This is a genomic window from Marinobacter suaedae, from assembly GCF_030519635.1.
In the GTDB taxonomy this organism is placed as follows: Bacteria; Pseudomonadota; Gammaproteobacteria; order Pseudomonadales; family Oleiphilaceae; genus Marinobacter; species Marinobacter suaedae.
Genome location: NZ_JAUMIS010000002.1, coordinates 423,453 through 443,942, shown reverse-complemented (window position 1 = coordinate 443,942; position 20,490 = coordinate 423,453). Strand labels below are relative to the sequence as shown.

Sequence of the window (20,490 nt, the reverse complement as noted above, 5' to 3'; positions counted from 1 at the left end):
ATTTCATCAAACAACGGCAAACGACGTTTTCGAGAAAAGGCATGTAATAGGCTGTTTTATAATGGCTATTCAAAGATCGTCAAAATCCATCAAACAAGCACGCAAATAACTTAAAATCTTGAGACCGATAGGTCGTGCGGGTTCAAGTCCCGCTCCCGGTACCACTCCTCACGAACCGTGTAGCGAACCGTCTGGGTTGGGCAGAAAAAAGCCCAGCACTCAGGCTGGGCTAACGGCTTCCGCAACAGAATCGGCTTAAACAGCAGCCAACGGGGTATTCCCGCCCCGGTCGATGGTCGGCAGGCCAGCGGCGTTACCCGGCTGGGCCACCACCCCGTCACCCTGGCAGGCGAACTGCACTCCGGCGACGACCTCCACCACAGCGAAGCTTTCAAAGTCGCTGGGGGTGCCTCCGCTTTTCAGCAGCCCACGGGCGGCAGCCGGTGCGCTGGCCGCGTCGGCAGCTTCCACCACCAGAGCATTCAGCCCGTCTGGACGGCGTTTGTTGGGTTTGTCGGCGTATACCAGAAAGGTTGCCATGGTGTTTCCTCCTCAGTGGATCGTATCGGTGAAGGCCATACGACCGCCGAGCAGGCGATACGTGAAAAGGCCCGGTAGGTATGAACGGTGCACAGCAGATATGTCCGAAGGGGCCTGCGCCCCCTCAGCCACATCCACCCACCGCTTGCGATTGCGCCGGGGCACGTATCCGAAGAACGGTGCTACCCGGCCAACCTCAACCCCAAACGTCTTGGCAAAGCGGGCCACGGTGGACATGTCCGGACGCCCCTTGCCATGGGCGCTGGTGTGGGCTGCAATCGCAATCAGGGTGGCTTTTTCCTCCTCTGGCAGGGAATCAACGAACGCCTGCAGGAGTTGTTCGTTGGTCAGCTCATGCATCTGCATCGCCTTCGCCCTCCTCGTCGTCGGATTCAAAGGCGGCGTGTGTCGGCTGCTTGGGCAGGCGGCCCGATTGCTCCAGGCCCTTCGTGATCTTGCCCAGAGGGTCGCGCTGCTCCGGCCCCTTCAACAGGCGCTGGCCGATGGTCAGGGCTTCGTCCAGCTGCTCCGAGACCTGCTTAAACTCGCGGTAGTTGTCGAAGATGGGGAAACCACCTTCTTCCACCGGGGCATCCGGTCCCATTTCCGCCAGCAGTTCGTTCGGGCTCAGCGCCCGGTCGCTGGGCTTTTGGGCTTCCACATGAGACAGGATGGCGGCCAGCAGTACCCCGTTCTGTTCGGTCAGGGCGTGTCCAGCCAGGTTGCGCAGTGCTTGGGGTCCAAGGCCCTGCAAGCTGGCAGCGTAGGTGCTCCGCATTTGAGCCGCTCCGGATTCTGCCAGCGTGGCAATATCCAGGGCAGCGCGGGGGTTGCTCAGGGAAGCGCCATGTTCCTCCAGCAGGGCCTTAGTGCGGGAAAGCTCCTTCACGTTAAGGCCCACGGTCTCGCGGGCAGGCTTGTACACGTTGCCGATCTGCTCCCGGATAAGGGCAGAGCGGGCCTCACGGCGGGCAGCCGGGGAAAGCTGGCGTAGGTGGCCGTGTTTGGCGTCTACCTCATCTGGGGCGGTCCCAAGGGCTTTGGCGACACGGCCAGACAGGTCGGTTACGGCTTTGTGGCGCGAGGTTACTTCTTTGGCGAGTTCGCGAAGTTGGCCCAGCGTCAGCTGGCGCACCACAGGAATGGTCTTTGGCATAGGAGATGTCCTCGCTGTTGAGGTGCCCCGGCACCATTGCCGAAGCTACGAGAAGATCATGTCGCAGCTTTAGGGGGAATTCGTCTCAGCAACCCACTCGGCACGCGGCAGAAGTCGGTAACGGTTGTGCTTCATCACAATCGGCTGGCACAGGCTCCGGCGCAGGTAGAAAACCGAGTTGGTAATGCGCGTTTTGGAGAAGGTCGGCAGCCGCTCGTGTAACTCCGAGATCGTCAGTCCGTCCGGGTGCGCCTCTAGTAGCCCAAGTACCTGGGCAACGCGGGTTCCATCAGCGCAAGGGTGTGGGTCGGTGGGTGGCAGCTCGTTTTGGCGGTCTCCGACGTGCCGCAATACGGTGTTATCAATCGGTATCGGGGGGGCGTTTCGTGTCTCTCCGCTGCCGGGCCTCAGCGAGCAGCGGCCCAAGGAGTGACTGGTAGAATTTGTACCGGGTGGGCGGCGTCGGCTTCCTTGTAGGTGCAGGGGGACGCTCCTGCTTGGGCTTCGTGCGTGGCTCCGTCACTACAACAGCCGGAGGCACCCACATCAATTGGCCTTTCTTGGCGCTCAGTGGGTCGAATTCCGGACGCAGTGGGGAGCACTGGCCCAGCTTGCGCACTGCGGCGGCCCGGAAGTTGTCGTCATTCAAGCCCAGCAGTGCGGTAAACAGCTGGCGGCGGGCGGCCCTGGGGTCAGGCATTTCGGCGGTCAGAAACGCCCAAGCCTCGGTCCGAAGGGCTTTGGCGACCTTCGCACTATCGTGGACATAACCCCGGCCATAGGCATCGTTCCAAGCCTTCAGAAGCACCTCTGCGGCCAGTGCCTGCTCTGGACTGCGTGCGGGTGGGGAATTCGTTGGCCGTGGCCCACGGTCGTCTGTTGGTGTATGGATGCGGCGGGGGTTGTCGAAGGTCGGCTCTATGTAGCAGTTGGGCACCCCCTGGCTGTCGGCGTACCCGTCCCAGGCGTAGTTCGGTGCGCTCATAGGTTGGCCCCCGACTTTGTTGTCTGGGTGCCGCACTCTTCGGCAGACCGGCGCTCCCATTCGTCGATGCCTTCCGGTGTCTGCGGGTAAGCGGGCACCCAGAAGCCCATAGGGGTGCGGCGTGGTGGGTAGCCGTACTCAGCGGCGAAGGCCGTCACCTCGTTAACCTCGTTCAAGAAGGTGCGGTACTGGTTGCTCACCTTTGGCCTCCGCGATTTCTTCCAGCAACCCAATCAGGGTTTCCCGTTTGCCCTCCGGCAGCAGGATCACGTCTTCCGGGCGCAGCTCCAGAAGCACAGCCCTGTGCTGGTGGTCGTGTTCGATCTTGCCCTGTACCCGCACATCTTTCCGCTCCACCGCATAGCGGTCCGGCATCAGGCCCTTCGCCCGGAGTTCCAGCAGGCGGTCGCTGTAGCGGGTGATGGTGCCCACGAGCTCGCCCTTCTGGTAAACCGGCTCCTCGTAGCCCTCGACGGCACGGCGGTGGATTTCCAGCTCTACGTCGGCGGAAGCCTCAGCAAGGGCGGTGTCCCATTCGGCGGCAAATTCGGGGTCTCGGTTGCGCGTCCAGTAGAACGAAGACACGCAGGCAGTCCGGCTATCTGTGGCCGGACTGGCAGCGCGAGCGGCGGCCAGTACGATGCCGTGGCGGCGCAGCTCTCGGAGGAAGATTTCTTTACGTTCGGGCGTCATTTCCATAGCCCGAATCATTCCGCATTCTCGGCGAGATTTATCTCAGGGAAGGGTTACGCGGTTCGCTGGACGGTTCGGGCTGCACCCAAAAGATGGAGACACCTGTCCCCAGGCCGCGTCACGACTAACTCGGGGTTACCCGTTTATCATCAACTTGCCCCGAAAACGTGGAGAAGCGTTTCCCTCCGTTGCCCTCCGGCCTCAGTCTTGGCAGACTGTCGGGGTCGGTAAGCGTAAGCGATTTGCGGGTTGTCCGCAGACACCAGACCCAGGCGGTTAAAGTCCGCATCCCGACCAGCGGCGTTCGCGTTAACAGTCGAGTCCGAACGTCATCCGCTAGTGTTTCATGCCGCACTATAAAACCGGCTGCTGCATATCTCGGCGTAACTGATGGAGTTGTCCTATGTCCCACGAGACATTGGCTCCGTCTGTTGCGCGTGGTGCGGCAGCAGACGAAAAGCCTACCAAGAATCGCACCTTTGGCTTCCACGTTAAGGAAGAAATCGAACCCCGCTGGCTCCGTGCAAAGCAGGCGTCGGCCTATGTCGGTATTTCTTACGACCACCTCCAGAAGCTCCGGGAAAAGGGGCGCGGCCCGCAGTGGCGTAAGGTTGGGGGGATCGTTCTGTACGACGTTCAGGACTTGGATGCTTACATTCTCTCCCATCCGGCGAAGGGAGGGCGGTAAGTATGGCAGGCAAAGAAAATGCCCCTGCCGTACCAACAGGGGCCTCACCACACCAACATGCAAACGAAGAGGAGCTTGCAAGGGAATCATCCGTCTCTGCTGAGCAGAAGACAATCACGGACGCCCTTACTCCTGACACTTCGGCTGCATTGGCGTTTCTTCAGCGGCTTCGTCCGGGTGGACCCTGGCTCTTGGCTGCTATAGCACCGGAGGGTGGTGCCCCGGTGTGTCGTGGTTTTGGCCCGAACGATCTGGGCGGGCTTGCCGCATGGCTGGACCAGCATCAGGGACAGCGGAACCTGTATTACCACCTAAACCCTACGGCGGCTGGACTCCGCAGTAAGGCCAAGAAAGGCGATATTACGGCGGTGGAGTGGTTGCACGTGGATATCGACCCACGGGCTGGGGAAGACCTCCAGGAGGAGCGTTCTCGCGCTTTCTCGCTGCTTTCCGACAACCTGCCCCAGGGAGTGCCAGCTCCTACCGTCATCGTGGACTCTGGGGGTGGTTACCAATCTCTCTGGCGCCTGGATGCTCCGGTGCACGTGGACGGTGACGAAGCCAAAGCCCAAGAGGTCGAGCGGTACACGCGCCAGCTGGAATCGGCCTTCTCGGCAGACCACTGCCACAACGTCGACCGCATTATGCGATTGCCGGGCACTATAAACGTCCCTAACGACAAGAAGCGTAAGAAGGGCCGGGTGCCACGGCTGGCGCAGGTGGTCAAGTTCAACGACACCGCCCATCCGCTGGAGGGGTTCACGCCAGCGCCCATAGTCGCGGTTGCTGGCGGGGATAACGACAAGCCCAGCAGGCAGGCTACAGCGGTTATGGTACCCGATGACGTGCCACGGTTGGACTCGGTGGACGACCTGGATAAGTGGGCGGTGCCGGACTGGCTCAAGGTGCTCATCGTGCAGGGCCACGACCCGGACGACCCGAAAAAATACCGGTCCCGCTCCGAAGCCTACTTCGCTTGTGCCTGCGGTCTGGTGCGCTCCGAAGTGCCGGACGACGTGGCTGTGGCGGTGCTCACGGACCCAGACTTCGGCATCAGCGAGGCCATTCTGGAGAAGCCAAAACCCGTGTATTACGCTACCCGGCAGGTAGAACGGGCGCACCAGCTTGCCAACCAGCCATACCCGGAGTTAGAGGAGCTTAACGCCAAGCACGCTGTTATCGGCAATTTGGGCGGCAAATGCAGGGTTGTGGAAGAAGTCTGGGAGAGCTTCGGCTCCCACCGTCGGCGGGCCTTCGTAAAGCAGTCATTCGAGGACTTCCGTAACCGCTACCGCAATCGCAAGGTGGTGGTGGGCGAAACCAAGGACGGCAAGCCCATGGAGAAGGCTCTGGGTACTTGGTGGACAGACCACCCGCAGCGGCGGGAATACGACCGTCTGGAGTTTTCTCCAGGCCGGGAGTTGCCGGAAAACGTGCTTAACCTCTGGCAAGGGTATGCGGTGGAGCCTGTAGCCGGGGACGCCCACGAGCAATTCCTGGCCCACGTCCGGGAGGTTATCTGTGCTGGTAACGACGACCACTATCGTTACCTTCTTGGCTGGATGGCGCGGGCTATTCAGTACCCGGACAGCCCCGGTGAAGTAGCCGTGGTTCTGCGCGGTGGCAGGGGTACGGGTAAATCGCTGTTCGCCAAAATCTTCGGACGGCTATTCGGCACCCATTACTTCCCGGTATCGGACCCTAAGCATTTGGTCGGTAGCTTTAACAAGCACCTCCGGGATGCGGTCCTGCTGTTTGCAGACGAAGCCTTCTACGCTGGCGACCGCAAGCACGAATCCATTCTCAAAACCCTTATTACCGAGGAGCACTTGGTTATCGAGGGCAAGGGGGTGGATGCAGAGCTTTCCCCCAACTACATCCACCTTGTGATGGCCTCTAACGAGAAGTGGGTGGTTCCGGCTGGGGAAGACGAGCGCCGTTTCTTCGTGTTGGATGTAAGCGATACCTACAAGCAGGACACTGGGTACTTCGCGCAGCTGGTTAAGGCCCTGGAGCGGCCCGAGGCCCAAGCTAATCTGCTGCACTACCTGCAGACCTACGACCTTTCCGAGTTCGAGGTGCGTAACGTGCCCAATACGGTCGGACTGGACGAGCAGAAGGCGCTGGGCCTTCCTCCGGTTAAGCAGTTCGTCCGGGCTATGCTGCACGACGGCATGCTGCCACCCACCTGGCTTCCGGGCGAGGCCCAGGCTGGTAATGCTGGCGACAAGTTGCTGCATCGTTCTCGCTCGGGCGAGTACAGCCTGCACCCGGATAAGCTGGCCGAATATATCTCGCGGCGTCTCCGGACTCGTGTCGGTGTAACTCGGCAGGAGGTGGTGGACACTTTCACCGAGACCTTAGCTTGTATCCCCCAGAAGGCCACGAAGACCGGGCCTCGGCGTGTCGTCCTTCCGCCAGACCTGGCAGCAGCCCGGTCGGCGTGGGACAACTACAGTGGTCAGCCGGTGTCGTGGTCGCCGGACTACACTGACTGGCAAACCTACGATGCGGACGAGCCGCTGGCGGATGCGGAACCCGAAGACCTTACGGCGGAGCTGTACGAGCTGCTGGAGGTCGCTAAGGCCCTGCCGCCCGACAAGCTCCAGCAGCTCGTCGCCATGGCTTCCCAGCTCACGGAGTAAGCCAGTCACCAATAAGCCCGGCCCCTGCGCCGGGCTTTCTTTTGTTCGCCGGAACCCTGTAACCGGAACCTTTTAGCCTTTGGTTCCGGAAGGTTCCGGCCCCACGGAACCCGGAAACCCATCAACGGCGGGGCCTAGCGAGGCAAAGGTTCCGGGGTTCCGGATTTTTGGCCTTAACCACCGGGGCGGGAGGTAATCGCCCAAGCAGGCAGGGGACCAACCAGCTACCCCTATTACCTCTCTACTATTTAATTTTACGGAACCCCGGAACCTTTGGGTGTCTAGCCCTAGTGCTTACAGGGTTTTGTGGATTCCGCAGGCCCGGAACCTTTGGGGGTAAAGGTTCTACGCCACCCTGGGCACCCCCGGCCCGGACGGTCCGGATGCGGTCCGGAAGCCCAGCAGGCACCCGCTAGGCCCACCAGCGCCAGCCCCCTTGGGCAACTCCTCGTTACACGTGTGTGATCGCGCACCCGCGAGACTACTCGGGATGCTTAACGCAGGGTAAACGCTGGACGGGGCCACAACCTTTTGCTGTAATGCTCGGCTATGACCGAGAAACAGAAGCTAATCAACGAAATAACACGGGAACTGCCTGCACTGGACACGGGCTATCTGCGGCTGCTTACCGATTTTGCCGAGATACTCCAGCGGGAAGTAGATGTAACCGCCGACGGGCACGGACCTTTCACCGAAGAGTTTGCCCGGCACTTCGCGGGGGTGCTGCTCGTGCACCATGCCCTGTCCGAGGAACCGTTCACTAAGGACAAGTTCGAGCATGCGATGGTGCGGGTGCTTAACGAAAGCGACTTGGATGCACACCTGTCGCCCAGGGGAAATCCGGGACACGACCTCACAGTAGGGGCCGAGAAGTGGTCACTCAAGACCCAGGCAGATCAAGCGCTAAAGCTGGACGCTCTCCATATCTCCAAGTTCATGGAAATGGGCAAAGGCGAGTGGACCAACGAGACTTCGTTAACCGGCCTAAGACAGCGGATGTTCGACCATGTGGCGAACTACGACCGCATATTCTCCCTGCGCCACAAAATCGTCGGAGAGAACCGCTACTACGAGCTTGTGGAAATTCCGAAGGCACTGCTGCTGGAAGCCGAGAACGGCGAGCTAGAAATGAAGATGGACAGCAAGCAGAACCCGAAGCCGGGCTACTGCCGGGTATACGATAGAGACAGAAGCCAAAAGTTCCAGCTCTACTTCGACGGCGGCACAGAGCGAAAGCTACAGATAAAGCATCTGAAGAAGGCCCTGTGCCACGTCAGGGCAAGCTGGACATTTAAGAAAGATTGAGGCGTTCGCGGGCAATGTCCGCGTACTCCTCGTTCAACTCAATACCAATCCAATTGCGGCCCAGCTCATTAGCCACAAGGCCCACGGTGCCAGAACCGAAGAACGGGTCCAGCACCACGTCACCTTCCTCAGAGCCGCCCAGCATGCACACCTGGACCAACTCAGGCGGGAACACGGCGAAGTGCGCTCCTCTAAAGGGCCGGGTGTTAATGGACCAAACAGAACGGCGGCGACGGCCTTTACCGTCCGCTGTAGGCTCTTTTACAGCATCAACCCCGTAAAAGTAACGCTCGTTCTTCGAGAACATAAACACGAACTCATGCGTTCTCGTAGGCCGGTCTTTCACAGACTCAGGCTGCCCATTGGGCTTGTGCCAGACGATATCCGTGCGGAGATACCAGCCATCCTCTTGAAGTTTGAAGGCGAGCTTCCAAGGCACCCCAATAAGGTCTTTGGGCTTCAAACCTTCCGGAGTGGGCGGACGGTAATCCATACCACGGGCGGCATTCTTCTTGTCCGTTTGCCGCCAGGTGCGGCCCCCACTGGTAAAGCTATCGCCGATGTTAAGCCAGAATGTGCCGTCATCGGTCAGAACCCGGCGGACCTCGCGGAACACTTCAACGAGCTTGTCGAGGAAGTCGTTTAGCTCCATCTCTGCACCGATTTGGTTTTCGATACCGTAGTCTCGGAGGCCCCAATATGGCGGCGATGTAATACAGCACCGCACCGAGTTATCGGGCATTTCGCGCAAACGGGTCAGAGCATCCCCGACGATTAACTGCCCACGGGAGTTGTGTTGTTTACGCGTCTCAACGCTAATCTCGTCGGTTTCAAATAGGTCTTGGTTCACTAACTTCATCTGTCTGGTGTCTCGTATTAAAGCCCAAAGGTGCAGGGGCCAACATTCTTAACGGCATGCCCTTCGCGGCGTGCCCTGTCTATTACGTTCCGGGCCTTCTTGTCGGAAGGCAGGTGCAGCAGCTCGCGGATTTCCGCCACGGTCTGCGGCCTCTCCGCCAGCAGAGCCAACAAGCCGTCCACCGGGGAACCGGAGGGCTGGGCTGCACGCCCAGCGGCCTCTAGCGCCTTCCAGACTTGCTCTAGGCCCTTGTCCCGGTTGGCGAACCGCTTGGTGGCCTTCCCGGTCAGCTCGTTGTACAGGGCAAGCAGCTCCTCGGTGGGTAGCTGCTCGATATCCGCACGGGTGCAAATGGCCGGTATTCTCGCATTTTCTAGCGTAAAGATCATGCCGAAACCCTCCTAAGCGGGACGACGTTCTCGCCCTCGTGGATGCGGCCCAGCAGGTACGCGGTTATGCGCTCCTGGCACTCCCGCAGGTGGTCGCCCAGGGCGGTGCCGTGGATGTAGCCCCCGGTCACGTCCGACAGCTTATGGTTCAGCAGCAGCTTAATGTCGAAGTCTGGCAGCCCAGCGGCTTGGGCGGCGGTGGCGAAGCTGTGACGGTGCACGTGGGGGCTGGGCAGCTCCCGAAGGCTGCACTCGGTGACGTGGCCCTTGTCCGAGAAGTGCGACGGGAACACCCACGGGCAGTTGGGGCCGAATATCTGCCGGTTTTCGGCGATACGGGCTTCCAGCAACTTCACCAGATACCCGGACAGAGGCAGGTCGAAGGCCCGTTTCGGCCCACCTTTGGGGTCGGGCACGTGTAGGAACCCGGCCTTGGCGTCGAAGTGCTCCACGCGAGCCTCCGAAGCGGCCCCCTTACGCATTCCGGTAAAGGCCAGGAACAGATACCAGTCGCGGGTGATGGGGTTGCGCAGGCCCGTTACCTGCTCGTGCCATGCGGGCCAGTCGGTAATAACCTCGGTGCGCTTGCGCTCGTGGTTAAAATCCACGGCCTCCACCGGGTTAGGCGGCAGGTCGCGCTGCTTGCGGCGGGCATAGTTGTACACGGCCCGAAGCAGGCGCATGGTCTGGTTGGCAGCCACGGGGCCATTCTTCTTGGTAATGCGGCGGTGCAGGTCGTCCACGCCCAAGGTATCGTCGCCGATCTCCTTCAGCGGGCAGGTGGCCCAGTCGGTGAGGTAGCGGCGGAAAAGGTTGTGGTAGCCGTTTATGGTGCTGGGGCGGCGATCCTTGCGCTCCCGGCTGTCCACAAACCCGTCAAAGGCCATTTGCAGGGTGTAGTCGTGGCGCTTGGGCTCCTCCGGGGGCCGGTTGGGGTCGATGCCGTTGCGCATGTCTGCGATGACCTTACGGGCGGCCTCGCGGGCGTCGTCCACGGTGCCGAAGTCGCGCACGTCGCCCAAGGCCACGCGGCGGGTGCCCAGCTTGCGGCGCTTGCCGTCTGGGCCTTTGTCGGCGCTGTAAAGGTCGCGCTGGACCTTAAACACCTTCGTCTCGGCATTCACCACCACCAGAAGGCCCTTCACGTCGGTGTCCCGAACGGTGTAGGATTGCACCCTTCCAGTGGCGTCACGCTCGGCCCAAGGGAGGGCGTCGATTGTCTTTAGTGTTAGGCGGGTTGGTTGCCGTTTTGCCATTGCTAGCTCCTCGAACTGTTAGCGAACCGTATGCGAACCGTCCGGGCTGGGGACTGGTAACGCCGTACAACGCCAATCATTCGCATCTAGCAGCAAAAGACAATCACGATCATGCACTTAGGTGGGAAACAACGCCTTGCAACGCCTGCCAACGGACTTTCCCTTTCAACTTAAAATCTCTCGACCTCACGGTCGTGCCGGTTCGATTCCGGCTCCGGGCACCAATAAAATCAATTTCATATGCCTGTCTTCCTCTCGTTACTGAGATCGTAGGGGCGGCTACAATCATTCTTTCCAAAAGCTGTGACCAGATAGAGGGAAGGATGAATGAAACTCGAGTCGTATGGCCGGTTCGATCGCCAGGCCATAGAAGCACTGTATACCCACACCTTCTCGAATTCAGAAGGGCAGTCCGAAGGAGCGCGTATTGGCGCGTTGGTTCATGAAATACTGGAACGGGTGCCGTCCGAATCGCTGCTGGGTTTTGTGGCGACTGAACACGAGGAAATCCTTGGCTGCATCCTGTTCACGCGCTTGTCCTTCGACTCCCCGGCTAACGCTTTCATGCTGTCGCCGGTCGCGGTTTCTCCCGATTACCAGGGTACAGGCGTTGGCCAGGAACTGATTAACCAGGGCATCCGGCATCTGGAGGAGCTGGGGGTAGAACTGGTCTTGACGTACGGTGATCCGAACTATTACTCGAAAGTCGGCTTCCAGCAAATCTCGCAACAGGTTGTCCGGGCACCTTTTGAGCTCTCTCATCCGGAGGGCTGGCTGGCTCAGCCCCTCAATGGCGGCCGACTAGACCTTCCCTTGGGAAACGTCCGTTGCGTTGAACCCTTCAACGATGCCCGTTACTGGTAAGCCTGATCCGTTTTGGTAACTTCGCTGCGGGTGGCGGCCCTGGGAGCGAATGCTAAGTTTAAAGTGCGCTCCAAGAGCGCTCGGGTGGCTCACGATTTTTCAGGGTCTCGTTGGTTTGAAAACTCGCGCAGGGAGAATAACGTGGAGAGAGAAGCCAGATGCCTTTGTGGCTCGCTAACCATCTGGGTTAGCGGGAATCCGTCGTTTTCTATCGCTTGTAACTGCATCAATTGCCAGAGAAGAACAGGATCGTCGTTCGGAACCCTGGCCTATTTCAAGGATGATCAGGTGCTGGAGCAAAAGGGTGAGTTTAAGAAATTCCAGTTCCAGAGCGATTCGGGAAGAACCAATACCACACATTTCTGCCCGGAGTGTGGCTCGACGGTGTTTTTCAAGGCTGAAGCGTTTAAAGGAATGACCGGGGTAGCCGCAGGATGCTTTCCCAGCCCCGACATTCCTGAGCCGACCATGGCTGTCTGGACTCGATCGAAACACTCGTGGGTTGAGTTTCCCGAGCACTGGACGTCCATGGAACAGCAAACGCCCTGAGGACTGTTTTAGCACCAAGGCTGGATGAGATGCGGTATTACGCTTAAACACCACAAACCTGAAAAATCAGCCGGCCGTGCCCAGCCGGCTGAACCTTGAGAGGTCTCTCGGTTTTATCCGCCCAATAAGCTGCGAATAAAGGCGCAGGTCGCCTCCAGATTTCCTTTATCAACCACATTCGCCAGGCCAGCCCGTGGCTGATCTGAATCATTAGGGCCTTTACCATCGCCGGACGGATCCGATGCATGTTCGCCCATGGTATCCGCATCATCTGCAGTTAGTTCACCCCAGTTACAAGTGAGTGTTCCCCCCTTGAAGGTGACGATGACTTCGTCGGCAGCCACTCCAAATGAAAACAACAGCAATGAAACCATCAGTAGTTTTTTCACGGCGTATTCCTCCGCTTGGTCTTGTTTTCGGCTCTTCGACGGTTGGGCCCATCGGCATCTGAACTGAGCCTTGAAGGGGCGTTGCGGCACCAAACTACGGAAGGTCGTTCCTTGTTCGTTTCGCGCGTGCAAAAGGACAGGCACACAGCGGTGATGGCTCAAAGCCCTCGCATCGTCGAGGACGAGCAAAAGTTTAGACCAAAACCAGAGGACTGCGAGGGCTGCTGATCGGTCGTACAACGCCATGTTGTACCGAAAGGCTGGCTCGGCGCTCAGCCTCCTGTTGCTCGCCGATAGCGGCGGACCTCGATCCAGCCATGAGTGACCAGGGCGCACAGAACAATGGCGCCGCCGCACATACTCAACAAAGAAGGAACTTCATCCAGAAACAGCCACACCAGGAAGGAGCCAATGACCGTTTCGAGCAGCAGCATGAGGCTTACCTCGGCGGCTGGTATATAGCGGGGGCCGATCTGGATAAGCACGCTGGCGATTGGAAGAAAAAACAGGCCGAGCAGGGCAATGAACAGGGTGTCCCTCAGGCTGGGAAGCTGAGCGCCGCCGAACAGCGCGGCAACGATGGCCACCAGGGCAGCGCCGAACATCAGCATCACGCTCATATCAGCTTCCGGGCGGGAACGGGCGACGTTCAGATTGGATGCGAGCGCCGTTGCTGCCAGGGCTGCCATCAGCAAGCCTATTGGCTCACCGCGTCCCATTTCGCTGATCGCCATCAGGCTTGCTCCGCTGACGCACACCGCAATCATGGCCCAGGTCCTCAGCGGCAAGCTTTCTTTCCAGACGGTCCAGGCGATCAGGGCGGCGATCATCGGGGCAGTATTCAGTATCACGAGAACATTGCCGGCAGCGGTGTTTTTCATCCCGACCACAAACCCCAGCGTGCTCAGCGAAAAGGCGAAAGCGCAGAACCATCCCTTCCAGCCGCAACGGTGAACTTCCTGCCAGAGATTGGCTCGGTACCGCCCCCAACTGATAACGAGAAAACTGACCGCGAGAAAGAGTCCACGCCAAAACAAAAACACAATGGGATTGACGGAGGTGATTTTCACCAACAGTGCGTCCGGGGTGATGAACAGAACCCCAAGCGCGGCAATCGTTAGTCCTTTAATGCGGGTGGTGTCCAACGGGCCGTCTCACGTAAAAATAGGTGAACTGGAAGCGATGTTTACCGGAACTGTTTCCTGAGCGTTTCAAGGCATTGTGTGAATGCCTGGGAGCAGAAGAAAGGGTGCTCCGGGGCGGAATTTCCAATGGCCACCACACCCCCGGCTTCGACGATGCCGCATGAAATCATGAGATTGTCTTCCAGGTCAAAGTTTTCAATGGCATGGCCGTGTTGGTCATAGTCGGTAGAGCCCGCTCGCTGGTAGTAACGGCGCGCATCGCCGGTAAAACCACAGGCAGGTTTGCCTTGCCCGATCATGTAACCCACTTCGAAGACCGTACCCGGATCTGCGCTGATACCCCGGAATGGAGTCAGGTTGGCGATGATTGCGTCGCAGCTGTCCATCAGGTGCTGGTTTGCCCGGTAGATTCGAAATCCGCGCTCCCTGGGCGCTTCGCTGGCACCAAATTCAAGCTTGGTATCCAGAGGGTCCGCACCTTCAAATCCCGCCTGCTGAAGCAGGGTGAGTTTCTGTTTCAATATACTTGCGTGTTCCGTTTGTGGCAGGAACACCTCGGGGCCAGCCAGATAGATCCGTTTGGGGGTGCTCATGATTGACGAACTCTTGTTAGAGCGTTTGTTGTGGGCCGCACTGTTCTTCACCGACCATCAACTTGTCACCGACCTTCAGGCCGTTTTCCTCAAAGAACCCCGCGTTCATTTCAATGGCGTAGGTGAAGGGCACGCCGGCGGGATAGGTGGGGCAACTGGCGGCATCATGAGCACTGCAGGGCTCCATTCGACGTATCGAGCCAATGACGCCTGCTTTGCTGATGTAGGCAATGTCCAGTGTTAGAAGGGTGTTGCGCATCCAGAAGCCGCGCTCTGGTTTCTGAAGTTCCGGGTACACAAAGAGCATGCCGTGGTTTTCAGGAAGTTCTTGCCTGCCCATCAACCCTTTCTGCCGGTGCTCTGGTTTGCGTGCAACCTCCAGCATGACTGGCACCGACTCCCCGGCACCGACAAAGCAGGCCTGCTTGGTGGGCAACTCCGGCTGGGGAATCCCCGAATTGGCCGCACACCCGGAGACCGAGGCGAACAGCAGGAAACCCATGACAGGAAGGCGAAAACGAAACGTCATGAACGCAGCCGGTAGCCGGTGCGGAAGATGTACCAGATGGTCACCATGCAGGCGATCAGAAAGACCAGCGTCATCCCAATACTGATGGCAATATGAACATCGGATACGCCGTAAAATGCCCAGCGGAATCCGCTGATCAGGTACACCACGGGGTTGAACAGGCTGATGGTTTGCCAGATCGGCGGCAGCATATCGATGGAGTAAAAGGTGCCGCCCAGGAAAACCAGGGGGGTGACGATCATCATGGGTACAATCTGAAGCTTTTCGAAGCCGTCTGCCCATATGCCGATGATGAACCCGAACAGGCTGAACGTGACGGACGTCAGCACCAGAAACGACAGCATCCAGAAGGGGTGTAGTACGGTGTAGTCAACGAACAGGCGAGCCGTGGCTAGGATGATGAGCCCGAGAATCACCGATTTACTGGCGGCCGCACCCACGTATCCGAGCACCACTTCGAAGTAGGAGACGGGCGCGGAGAGCACCTCGTAGATGGTGCCGGAGAACTTCGGCATATAAATGCCAAAAGCCGCGTTGGAGATGCTTTGCATCAGCAGCGACAGCATCACCAGGCCAGGAATGATGTAGGCGCCATAATCAATGCCATCGATGTCGCCCATGCGCGTACCAATGGCAGAGCCGAACACCACGAAATACAGGCAGGTGGAGATTACCGGTGACAGCACACTTTGCATGAGTGTGCGCTTCATGCGGGCCATCTCGAAATTATAAATCGCGCGAACGCCGTAGAAGTTCATGTTGAAGTCTCGTTAACGGATTCGTGTTATTCGTGTTATTCGTGAACCAGGCCGACAAAGATGTCTTCGAGGGAGCTCTCCCGGGTCTGAATGTCCCGGTATTCAATACCAAGATCACCAAGCGTGCGAAGCAGCCGTGCAACGCCTGCCTGTTCCTGCTGGGAGTCAAAGGTGTAGATGAGTTCGTGACCGTCTTCGGACAGCTCAATCGGTTCGAGCGTCAACTCGCCAGGGAGCTTCTCCAGTGTGTGCTGGAGCTGCAGACGCAATTCCTTTTTACCCAGCTTGCTCATCAACTGGTCCTTTTCCTCGACGAGGATAATCTCCCCCTGACGGATCACGCCGATGCGGTCGGCCATTTCCTCGGCCTCTTCAATATAGTGGGTGGTCAGAATGATGGTTACGCCGCTTTCCCGCAGTTGGCGGACCATCTCCCACATGTCCCTGCGAAGGTCCACATCCACGCCGGCGGTGGGCTCATCCAGGAACAATATTTGCGGTTCATGAGACAGGGCTTTGGCAATCATGACCCGGCGCTTCATGCCGCCCGACAGCGACATGATTCGATTGTTGCGCTTGTCCCACAACGAAAGCGCCTTCAGTACTTTTTCGATGTGATCGGGGTTGGGGGCTTTGCCAAACAGGCCGCGACTGAAGGATACCGCATTCCATACGGTCTCGAAGGAGTCGGTGTTCAGCTCCTGGGGCACGAGGCCGATGGCCTGCCGGGCCTGCCGGTATTGCCTCTTGATGTCATAACCAGCGGCTTCAACCTCGCCATCGGAGAGATTAACGATGCCGCAGATAATGCTGATGAGCGTGGTCTTGCCCGCCCCGTTGGGACCGAGGAGGGCGAAGATTTCACCACGGTAGATCTCCAGGTTGATGTCTTTCAGGGCCTGGAAACCATCACCGTATGTTTTGTAGAGGTGTCTAACGGAAATGTCCGTTTGCACAGTCCGTCCCGCCTTAATGATCAAGTGCTTGGAAGCCGCGTATTCTGTCACGACTCGGGTTCAATGAGAACGCTTGGACGGTGTGGGGATAACCGTCATAATGCCGCCCATTCGGCTTAAGGGGTGATCATGGTACGGGCATTGTTCGTTGCAGGTTTAATTCTAGCTCTATTGGTTGTGCTCGTGTTCGGCCCAAGGGCCCTCAAGACCGAGGGCAGTGGTGAGTCTGCCGTGAATTTGCCCGAGTGTGAATTGATCGAATCGGTCTGCCAATGGGATGGCGCGTCCGGACAGTGGGCTGTGGAATTGAAGCCCGTACAAGATAGCAATCACCCAGATGCTTATCAGTTGACGGTCCAGGCACCGGAAGGATCCGGAGACTTGCTGGCCACCTTGACCGGCGAGAGCATGTACATGGGCGAGTACCCCGTTCCCCTCGAAGGCAGAGGGAGTGGCCGCTACGAGGCGATCTTTACCCCCCCATTCTGCAGCACCGGCGATCGCATGCGATGGCGATTGGCGCTTCGGGCAAGCACCGCCCCGGAAGAAATTCAGATTCCGAAAATGGTGTTTCAGGACGAAAACACCTGAGTTGCGGGATTTGTGTACTGTCAGGCTGACATCACGTCTTGATTCTGTAAGATTTGCTGAGCATTTACTCAGCCAAGGAAGACACTATGGACTATGGGAAGAGCGTTCAGCAGGTTCTGTTAAGAAAGATCTACAAGGCAGAGCAGGATTTACTCCAGTTGAAACTGGATTACTGCCGCTTTGTGTTCGGTCTGACCCATCGGGTGCGGGTCGCTTGCGGTGATAAGACCTACGTGGTGCGCTCAGGTGATGTGGACACCATGAAGCATTCAGAGGACGGGGGATTCACCAAGCCGGTGATCACGGGCGCCCCCGCAGAAACCCCAGACAGCGTACAGCCGGTTTCACTCGGCGTCGAATGGATTCTGGAAGCCAAATCCTCCCAGCCCGCTTAGATGAACGCGTTGTTCGTCAATACTCCGTAAAGGCTGAATTCTGGCGAGACGTAATGATGGCGTTGCCAGAACTTTGCTCCTTCCAGCCCTCCACGATAGCCGGCGAGGGCAGTACCGTTTTCGGTCAGCGTTGCCACTGCCGTGTAGGTCTCCTGCTCCTCAATTCCAAATTTCAGCTCTCCAATGTGGGCCACCAGATCAATCAGTTCATCCGAATAACGTACCCTTGGCTCACAGAGTGAAATCGCTGCGCCGTATAGCCACGAGGCAGCGAAGCCTCGGACCATGGCCGGTGCATCCTTTATTGATAACGCTTTGATTCTGCTATCACGATTCTGCAGGGCCGCCAGTACGTGCAGCTTGGAGGTAAGATTGGCACGGTCAGCCGCCATCAAAGGCTGCTTAATGAGCGGCGAAGAGTAGGGAGCGTTGTGGAAAATCTCGTTGGTCCAGGCCGACTCTGCGACTGGGGCTGAACGTACCAGGGCAAGCATGCGAAAGGCCATCAGCAGTAGCAGTGCTACCAGCGCTATTTCGGTTACAACAATTACGCTACCAGTCATTCCGTTGACTTCCTCAAGTTGATTCATAGCACGCGCCAATTGTAGCTAAATGTAATTTCATGCCGGTCATGAAATTTAGCAGTTTGAGCCAAATTATTGATCGGATTGATTTTTCTGTGATGCCAGTCAAAGGAATAGGGGAAGCGAGTATTTTTTAGCGAAGCCGCAAGGGCCGAGCCAATAAAGATGCCGGGATTTTTAACGGGTTGCATCAAATAAAATACATAATGCGTCGAAAATGTTTACACCGCATTTCTATAAAGATGCGAGACCCCCTGCACGAGCGGCTTTGGACCAGGTGGCATGGTAATAGCATGATAAAACGGAGATGGTGTTGGACGCCATCGTAGTAGCCAAACCATCCGAGAGGATGGGACGGAAAGCCGCGGGTCTCTGGGAGATAGCCGGGTTGCAAAGGAAGCATTATCGCCTTCATGGAGAAACACGGATGAACTTGAAGAAAACGGCACTTGGGTTTGTGTTTGCAGCTTCAGCAAGCGCTGCTTTCGCAACGCCTCAGTATACTGGTGACACTACTGCAGTTGGGGAGCTTGACCTCAATATGGGGGCAGGCTATTACATCTGGAATGATGAGAATGATACCAGCAGCTGGTCCGTTCGCTGGACAGCACCCGGCACTGCGTACGCGCCTGGCGAAGATGGAATTGATTGGTTTGGTTCCCTTCAATTCTCAAACAGCACCCGCGACTCCTACAGCGAGTATTTGTTTGAGAGTTCAGGACCTCACGAGGACAACCTCTATCCTGAGAACCCGTGGGATCTGTTCCAGTCGCTGACTTGGGTAGCTGCTACGAATAACACTGGCGGCGTGGATGGTTTCGACTTCACGCTCGCCGGTGGCATTGAGTTGCTCCAGTTTTCTCTGGGATCCAGCTTGTTTGCTGGGCTTGACGGTATTATTGATGACCCCGGCGTACCGTCTACTGGAATCTACCTCGGTAGTGAATATAACACGACCAACGTTCTGGTACTGGAAGATCAGGCGGGAAGAGTGTATCAGCAATTTGAGGTTTCCGTTCCGGAACCCTCAACCCTCGCACTCCTGGGAGTTGGGTTGTTGGGCTTCGGCGCCTCACGAGCTCGTCGTCAGAAGTAATACTTCTGCCAGCACGAAAAAAGCCGGGACTTTTCCCGGCTTTTTTGTGCCCGATCAGCACGTCGGCATGGTTTGTAACGCCAGTTTCCGGCGGATGAAACGGCCAAGCGCGTCTACACCAATATTCAGTAAAGCGGTGATCAGAATCAGGACCATAGCCCGATCAAACTGAATGTGCTGTATCGCACTGTCGACATAAAATCCCAGGGTATAGATCCCCAGAATCCCCAGTATTGCTGTTTCCCGCATGATGATTTCCCAGCGGTAGAACAGAAACGCGAGAAAAGACCGGTAGACCCTTGGTACCAGTTCCCATGTGTAACGCTTGAACCCCGTTACGGCGTCTGAGCGCAGGGTAATGGTGTTGGTTTGTCGGCCAATCAAATGGCCGATGATCGCTCCATTGTGGAGTGCCAGGGCTACCGCCGCAGGAAGCATGGATGGCCCCCAGAGCTGGAGAAGAATGTAGGCCAGGATGTATTCCGGCGTCGAACGGGCAATAACGAGGAAGACGTGCCCAGCGGTCCGCCGTATCGGTCCGCCAAAATGGTTGGATATCAGTGGAAAGGAGAGAAGCGCGAGGATGCCCGTGGCAACCAATGCGATCTGCGTGAGGACAATGGTATTCCATATTCCCGGCAGAGCTTCATTGGCAAAGAGGTCGCCGAGCCAGGGCATAAGGCCAGCCAAACCCTCTCCATCGCGAATAGGGCTGGGAATGATGTCCTCGGTAAAGAAGCGTTCTACATTGCCCCAGACAATGGGCAGACCATCGCCAAGGAAGAACGGTGCGCCCAGCACGTAGATGGGCAGGAGTTTTGGCCGGACCCAGAGAGGGATCGTGGCGATCAACACATAAAACAGGATAAGCATCGCACCGGCATCGGAGTACATACCCTGCGAAAAAGACGTTTCAAGATAGAACCCCAGAGTAGGCAAACCTACGAAGCCAAGAATAGCGCTCGAGCGAAGCCCGCATTCAAGACGATAAGCGGTATAGGTTCTTAACTGAGCCCAGCAATCAGGGATTTTGGTGTACAGGAATGCCGCGATGGTTCTGGTGCCCGGCGGTAGGAGCCGGCCTGGTTCCGGATCGGCTTCCTCGAGAATCTCGGAGTACACCTTGGCGAAGATGCCGGAATAGGGTATCGCGATCGCAAGCACACCCGTCAGCGGGTGGAAGCCGAAAAACTGCAGAAAAATGAGGGCCCAGAATAGCTCGTGAATTGCCCTGATGAACGCGCAAAAAATTCGCACCGGCAGAAAACGGTAGATCAGGGCCAGAAGAAATCCGCAGATACCCCCAACCGTCACCCCGACAAAGGCAAAGGCCACGGTTCGCAACAATGCGGTAAGAAGCCCTTCGCTGCTGAAAAAGTTCGGCGTGAGTACGCCCAGGAAAAAGTTGCCGAGATCCCTCCACGGGTTGTTTGCAGTGATCGCAATATCCGCAAACAGGAGTCCTACAAGCGCGATCGCGAGAAAAATAAGGCTGGTGCGAACCGTAGGGTACGAGAGCATCGCG

At 57.8% G+C, this 20,490-nt stretch carries 24 protein-coding genes and 1 riboswitch; of the genes, 8 read left to right on the top strand and 16 right to left on the bottom strand.

From position 1 onward, the window contains the following. Window positions 1–255 precede the first annotated feature (255 nt). The 5 genes from QVZ43_RS10915 to QVZ43_RS10895 all read right to left on the bottom strand — a co-directional run bounded on the left by QVZ43_RS10915 (window position 256) and on the right by QVZ43_RS10895 (window position 3,392). Window positions 256–540, bottom strand: coding sequence for a hypothetical protein (locus QVZ43_RS10915; RefSeq protein ID WP_302909961.1), 285 nt, complete (start codon window positions 538–540; stop codon window positions 256–258). Window positions 541–552: 12 nt separating this feature from the next. Further along, on the bottom strand, window positions 553–906 hold the full coding sequence (locus QVZ43_RS10910) for a hypothetical protein (protein WP_302909960.1): 354 nt from the start codon (window positions 904–906) through the stop codon (window positions 553–555). After that, on the bottom strand, window positions 893–1,696 hold the full coding sequence (locus tag QVZ43_RS10905; RefSeq protein WP_302909959.1) for a hypothetical protein: 804 nt from the start codon (window positions 1,694–1,696) through the stop codon (window positions 893–895). Before QVZ43_RS10905 ends, QVZ43_RS10910 begins: the two co-directional genes overlap by 14 nt. 361 nt (window positions 1,697–2,057) lie before the next feature. Beyond that, window positions 2,058–2,681: a thioredoxin domain-containing protein gene (locus QVZ43_RS10900; RefSeq protein WP_302909958.1), complete on the bottom strand. Its 624-nt coding sequence runs from the start codon at window positions 2,679–2,681 to the stop codon at window positions 2,058–2,060. 162 nt (window positions 2,682–2,843) lie between these two features. After that, entirely contained in the window at window positions 2,844–3,392 is a 549-nt protein-coding gene (locus QVZ43_RS10895) for a hypothetical protein (RefSeq protein WP_302909957.1), read from the bottom strand. A 385-nt stretch (window positions 3,393–3,777) separates the two neighbouring features. Between QVZ43_RS10895 and QVZ43_RS10890 the strand changes: the two genes are divergently transcribed. From QVZ43_RS10890 to QVZ43_RS10880, 3 genes are all read left to right on the top strand, one after another. Continuing rightward, on the top strand, window positions 3,778–4,062 hold the full coding sequence (locus QVZ43_RS10890) for a helix-turn-helix transcriptional regulator (RefSeq protein ID WP_302909956.1): 285 nt from the start codon (window positions 3,778–3,780) through the stop codon (window positions 4,060–4,062). A gap of 191 nt (window positions 4,063–4,253) precedes the next feature. Then, entirely contained in the window at window positions 4,254–6,707 is a 2,454-nt protein-coding gene (locus QVZ43_RS10885) for a DUF5906 domain-containing protein (RefSeq protein ID WP_302909955.1), read from the top strand. A 549-nt stretch (window positions 6,708–7,256) separates the two neighbouring features. Then, a complete protein-coding gene (locus tag QVZ43_RS10880; protein WP_302909954.1) occupies window positions 7,257–8,012 on the top strand; it encodes a hypothetical protein in 756 nt (251 codons plus the stop codon). Here QVZ43_RS10880 and QVZ43_RS10875 read toward each other — a convergent pair. Genes QVZ43_RS10875 through QVZ43_RS10865 form a run of 3 tightly spaced genes read right to left on the bottom strand, consistent with a single transcriptional unit; the run spans window position 7,999 to window position 10,516 of the window. Next, window positions 7,999–8,871, bottom strand: a complete 873-nt coding sequence (locus QVZ43_RS10875) for a DNA-methyltransferase (RefSeq protein ID WP_478219526.1) — start codon at window positions 8,869–8,871, stop codon at window positions 7,999–8,001. The genes QVZ43_RS10880 and QVZ43_RS10875 overlap by 14 nt on opposite strands. A 17-nt stretch (window positions 8,872–8,888) precedes the next feature. Continuing rightward, window positions 8,889–9,260, bottom strand: coding sequence for a hypothetical protein (locus tag QVZ43_RS10870; RefSeq protein ID WP_302909953.1), 372 nt, complete (start codon window positions 9,258–9,260; stop codon window positions 8,889–8,891). Further along, window positions 9,257–10,516 (bottom strand): tyrosine-type recombinase/integrase, encoded by a 1,260-nt coding sequence (locus QVZ43_RS10865; RefSeq protein WP_302909952.1) that lies wholly within the window; start codon window positions 10,514–10,516, stop codon window positions 9,257–9,259. Before QVZ43_RS10865 ends, QVZ43_RS10870 begins: the two co-directional genes overlap by 4 nt. 327 nt (window positions 10,517–10,843) lie before the next feature. On the opposite strand from QVZ43_RS10865, the gene QVZ43_RS10860 reads away from it, so the two are divergent. Both QVZ43_RS10860 and QVZ43_RS10855 read left to right on the top strand, forming a co-directional pair. After that, window positions 10,844–11,380: a GNAT family N-acetyltransferase gene (locus QVZ43_RS10860; RefSeq protein ID WP_302909951.1), complete on the top strand. Its 537-nt coding sequence runs from the start codon at window positions 10,844–10,846 to the stop codon at window positions 11,378–11,380. Window positions 11,381–11,521: 141 nt separating this feature from the next. Continuing rightward, complete coding sequence (locus QVZ43_RS10855; protein WP_223793532.1) at window positions 11,522–11,929, top strand: GFA family protein; 408 nt, start codon at window positions 11,522–11,524, stop codon at window positions 11,927–11,929. A 113-nt stretch (window positions 11,930–12,042) separates the two neighbouring features. Here QVZ43_RS10855 and QVZ43_RS10850 read toward each other — a convergent pair whose 3' ends face one another. From QVZ43_RS10850 to QVZ43_RS10825, 6 genes are all read right to left on the bottom strand, one after another. Further along, window positions 12,043–12,318: a hypothetical protein gene (locus QVZ43_RS10850; protein WP_223793533.1), complete on the bottom strand. Its 276-nt coding sequence runs from the start codon at window positions 12,316–12,318 to the stop codon at window positions 12,043–12,045. Between the two features lie 272 nt (window positions 12,319–12,590). Then, window positions 12,591–13,463: a DMT family transporter gene (locus tag QVZ43_RS10845; RefSeq protein ID WP_302909950.1), complete on the bottom strand. Its 873-nt coding sequence runs from the start codon at window positions 13,461–13,463 to the stop codon at window positions 12,591–12,593. Between the two features lie 41 nt (window positions 13,464–13,504). Continuing rightward, window positions 13,505–14,056 (bottom strand): nucleoside 2-deoxyribosyltransferase, encoded by a 552-nt coding sequence (locus tag QVZ43_RS10840; RefSeq protein ID WP_302909949.1) that lies wholly within the window; start codon window positions 14,054–14,056, stop codon window positions 13,505–13,507. A 16-nt stretch (window positions 14,057–14,072) separates the two neighbouring features. Further along, window positions 14,073–14,585: a DUF192 domain-containing protein gene (locus tag QVZ43_RS10835; RefSeq protein ID WP_302909948.1), complete on the bottom strand. Its 513-nt coding sequence runs from the start codon at window positions 14,583–14,585 to the stop codon at window positions 14,073–14,075. Continuing rightward, window positions 14,582–15,343 (bottom strand): ABC transporter permease, encoded by a 762-nt coding sequence (locus QVZ43_RS10830; protein ID WP_223793537.1) that lies wholly within the window; start codon window positions 15,341–15,343, stop codon window positions 14,582–14,584. Before QVZ43_RS10830 ends, QVZ43_RS10835 begins: the two co-directional genes overlap by 4 nt. A gap of 35 nt (window positions 15,344–15,378) precedes the next feature. After that, window positions 15,379–16,299, bottom strand: a complete 921-nt coding sequence (locus QVZ43_RS10825) for an ABC transporter ATP-binding protein (RefSeq protein ID WP_302909947.1) — start codon at window positions 16,297–16,299, stop codon at window positions 15,379–15,381. A gap of 183 nt (window positions 16,300–16,482) precedes the next feature. Between QVZ43_RS10825 and QVZ43_RS10820 the strand changes: the two genes are divergently transcribed. Together QVZ43_RS10820 and QVZ43_RS10815 are read left to right on the top strand one after the other, a co-directional pair. After that, a complete protein-coding gene (locus tag QVZ43_RS10820; RefSeq protein WP_302909946.1) occupies window positions 16,483–16,890 on the top strand; it encodes a hypothetical protein in 408 nt (135 codons plus the stop codon). Between the two features lie 86 nt (window positions 16,891–16,976). After that, a complete protein-coding gene (locus QVZ43_RS10815; RefSeq protein WP_302909945.1) occupies window positions 16,977–17,285 on the top strand; it encodes a hypothetical protein in 309 nt (102 codons plus the stop codon). Here the strand turns inward: QVZ43_RS10815 and QVZ43_RS10810 are convergent. Continuing rightward, window positions 17,282–17,875: a hypothetical protein gene (locus tag QVZ43_RS10810; protein WP_302909944.1), complete on the bottom strand. Its 594-nt coding sequence runs from the start codon at window positions 17,873–17,875 to the stop codon at window positions 17,282–17,284. The two genes, QVZ43_RS10815 and QVZ43_RS10810, sit on opposite strands and share 4 nt — an antisense overlap. 315 nt (window positions 17,876–18,190) lie before the next feature. Beyond that, window positions 18,191–18,265, top strand: a riboswitch (cyclic di-GMP riboswitch). A 31-nt stretch (window positions 18,266–18,296) separates the two neighbouring features. On the opposite strand from QVZ43_RS10810, the gene QVZ43_RS10805 reads away from it, so the two are divergent. Then, the gene (locus QVZ43_RS10805; RefSeq protein WP_302909943.1) at window positions 18,297–18,965 is read left to right on the top strand and encodes a PEP-CTERM sorting domain-containing protein; all 669 of its coding nucleotides are present in this window, start codon (window positions 18,297–18,299) and stop codon (window positions 18,963–18,965) included. Between the two features lie 54 nt (window positions 18,966–19,019). Here QVZ43_RS10805 and QVZ43_RS10800 read toward each other — a convergent pair whose 3' ends face one another. Next, window positions 19,020–20,486: a PhnE/PtxC family ABC transporter permease gene (locus QVZ43_RS10800; RefSeq protein ID WP_302909942.1), complete on the bottom strand. Its 1,467-nt coding sequence runs from the start codon at window positions 20,484–20,486 to the stop codon at window positions 19,020–19,022. Window positions 20,487–20,490: the final 4 nt, after the last annotated feature.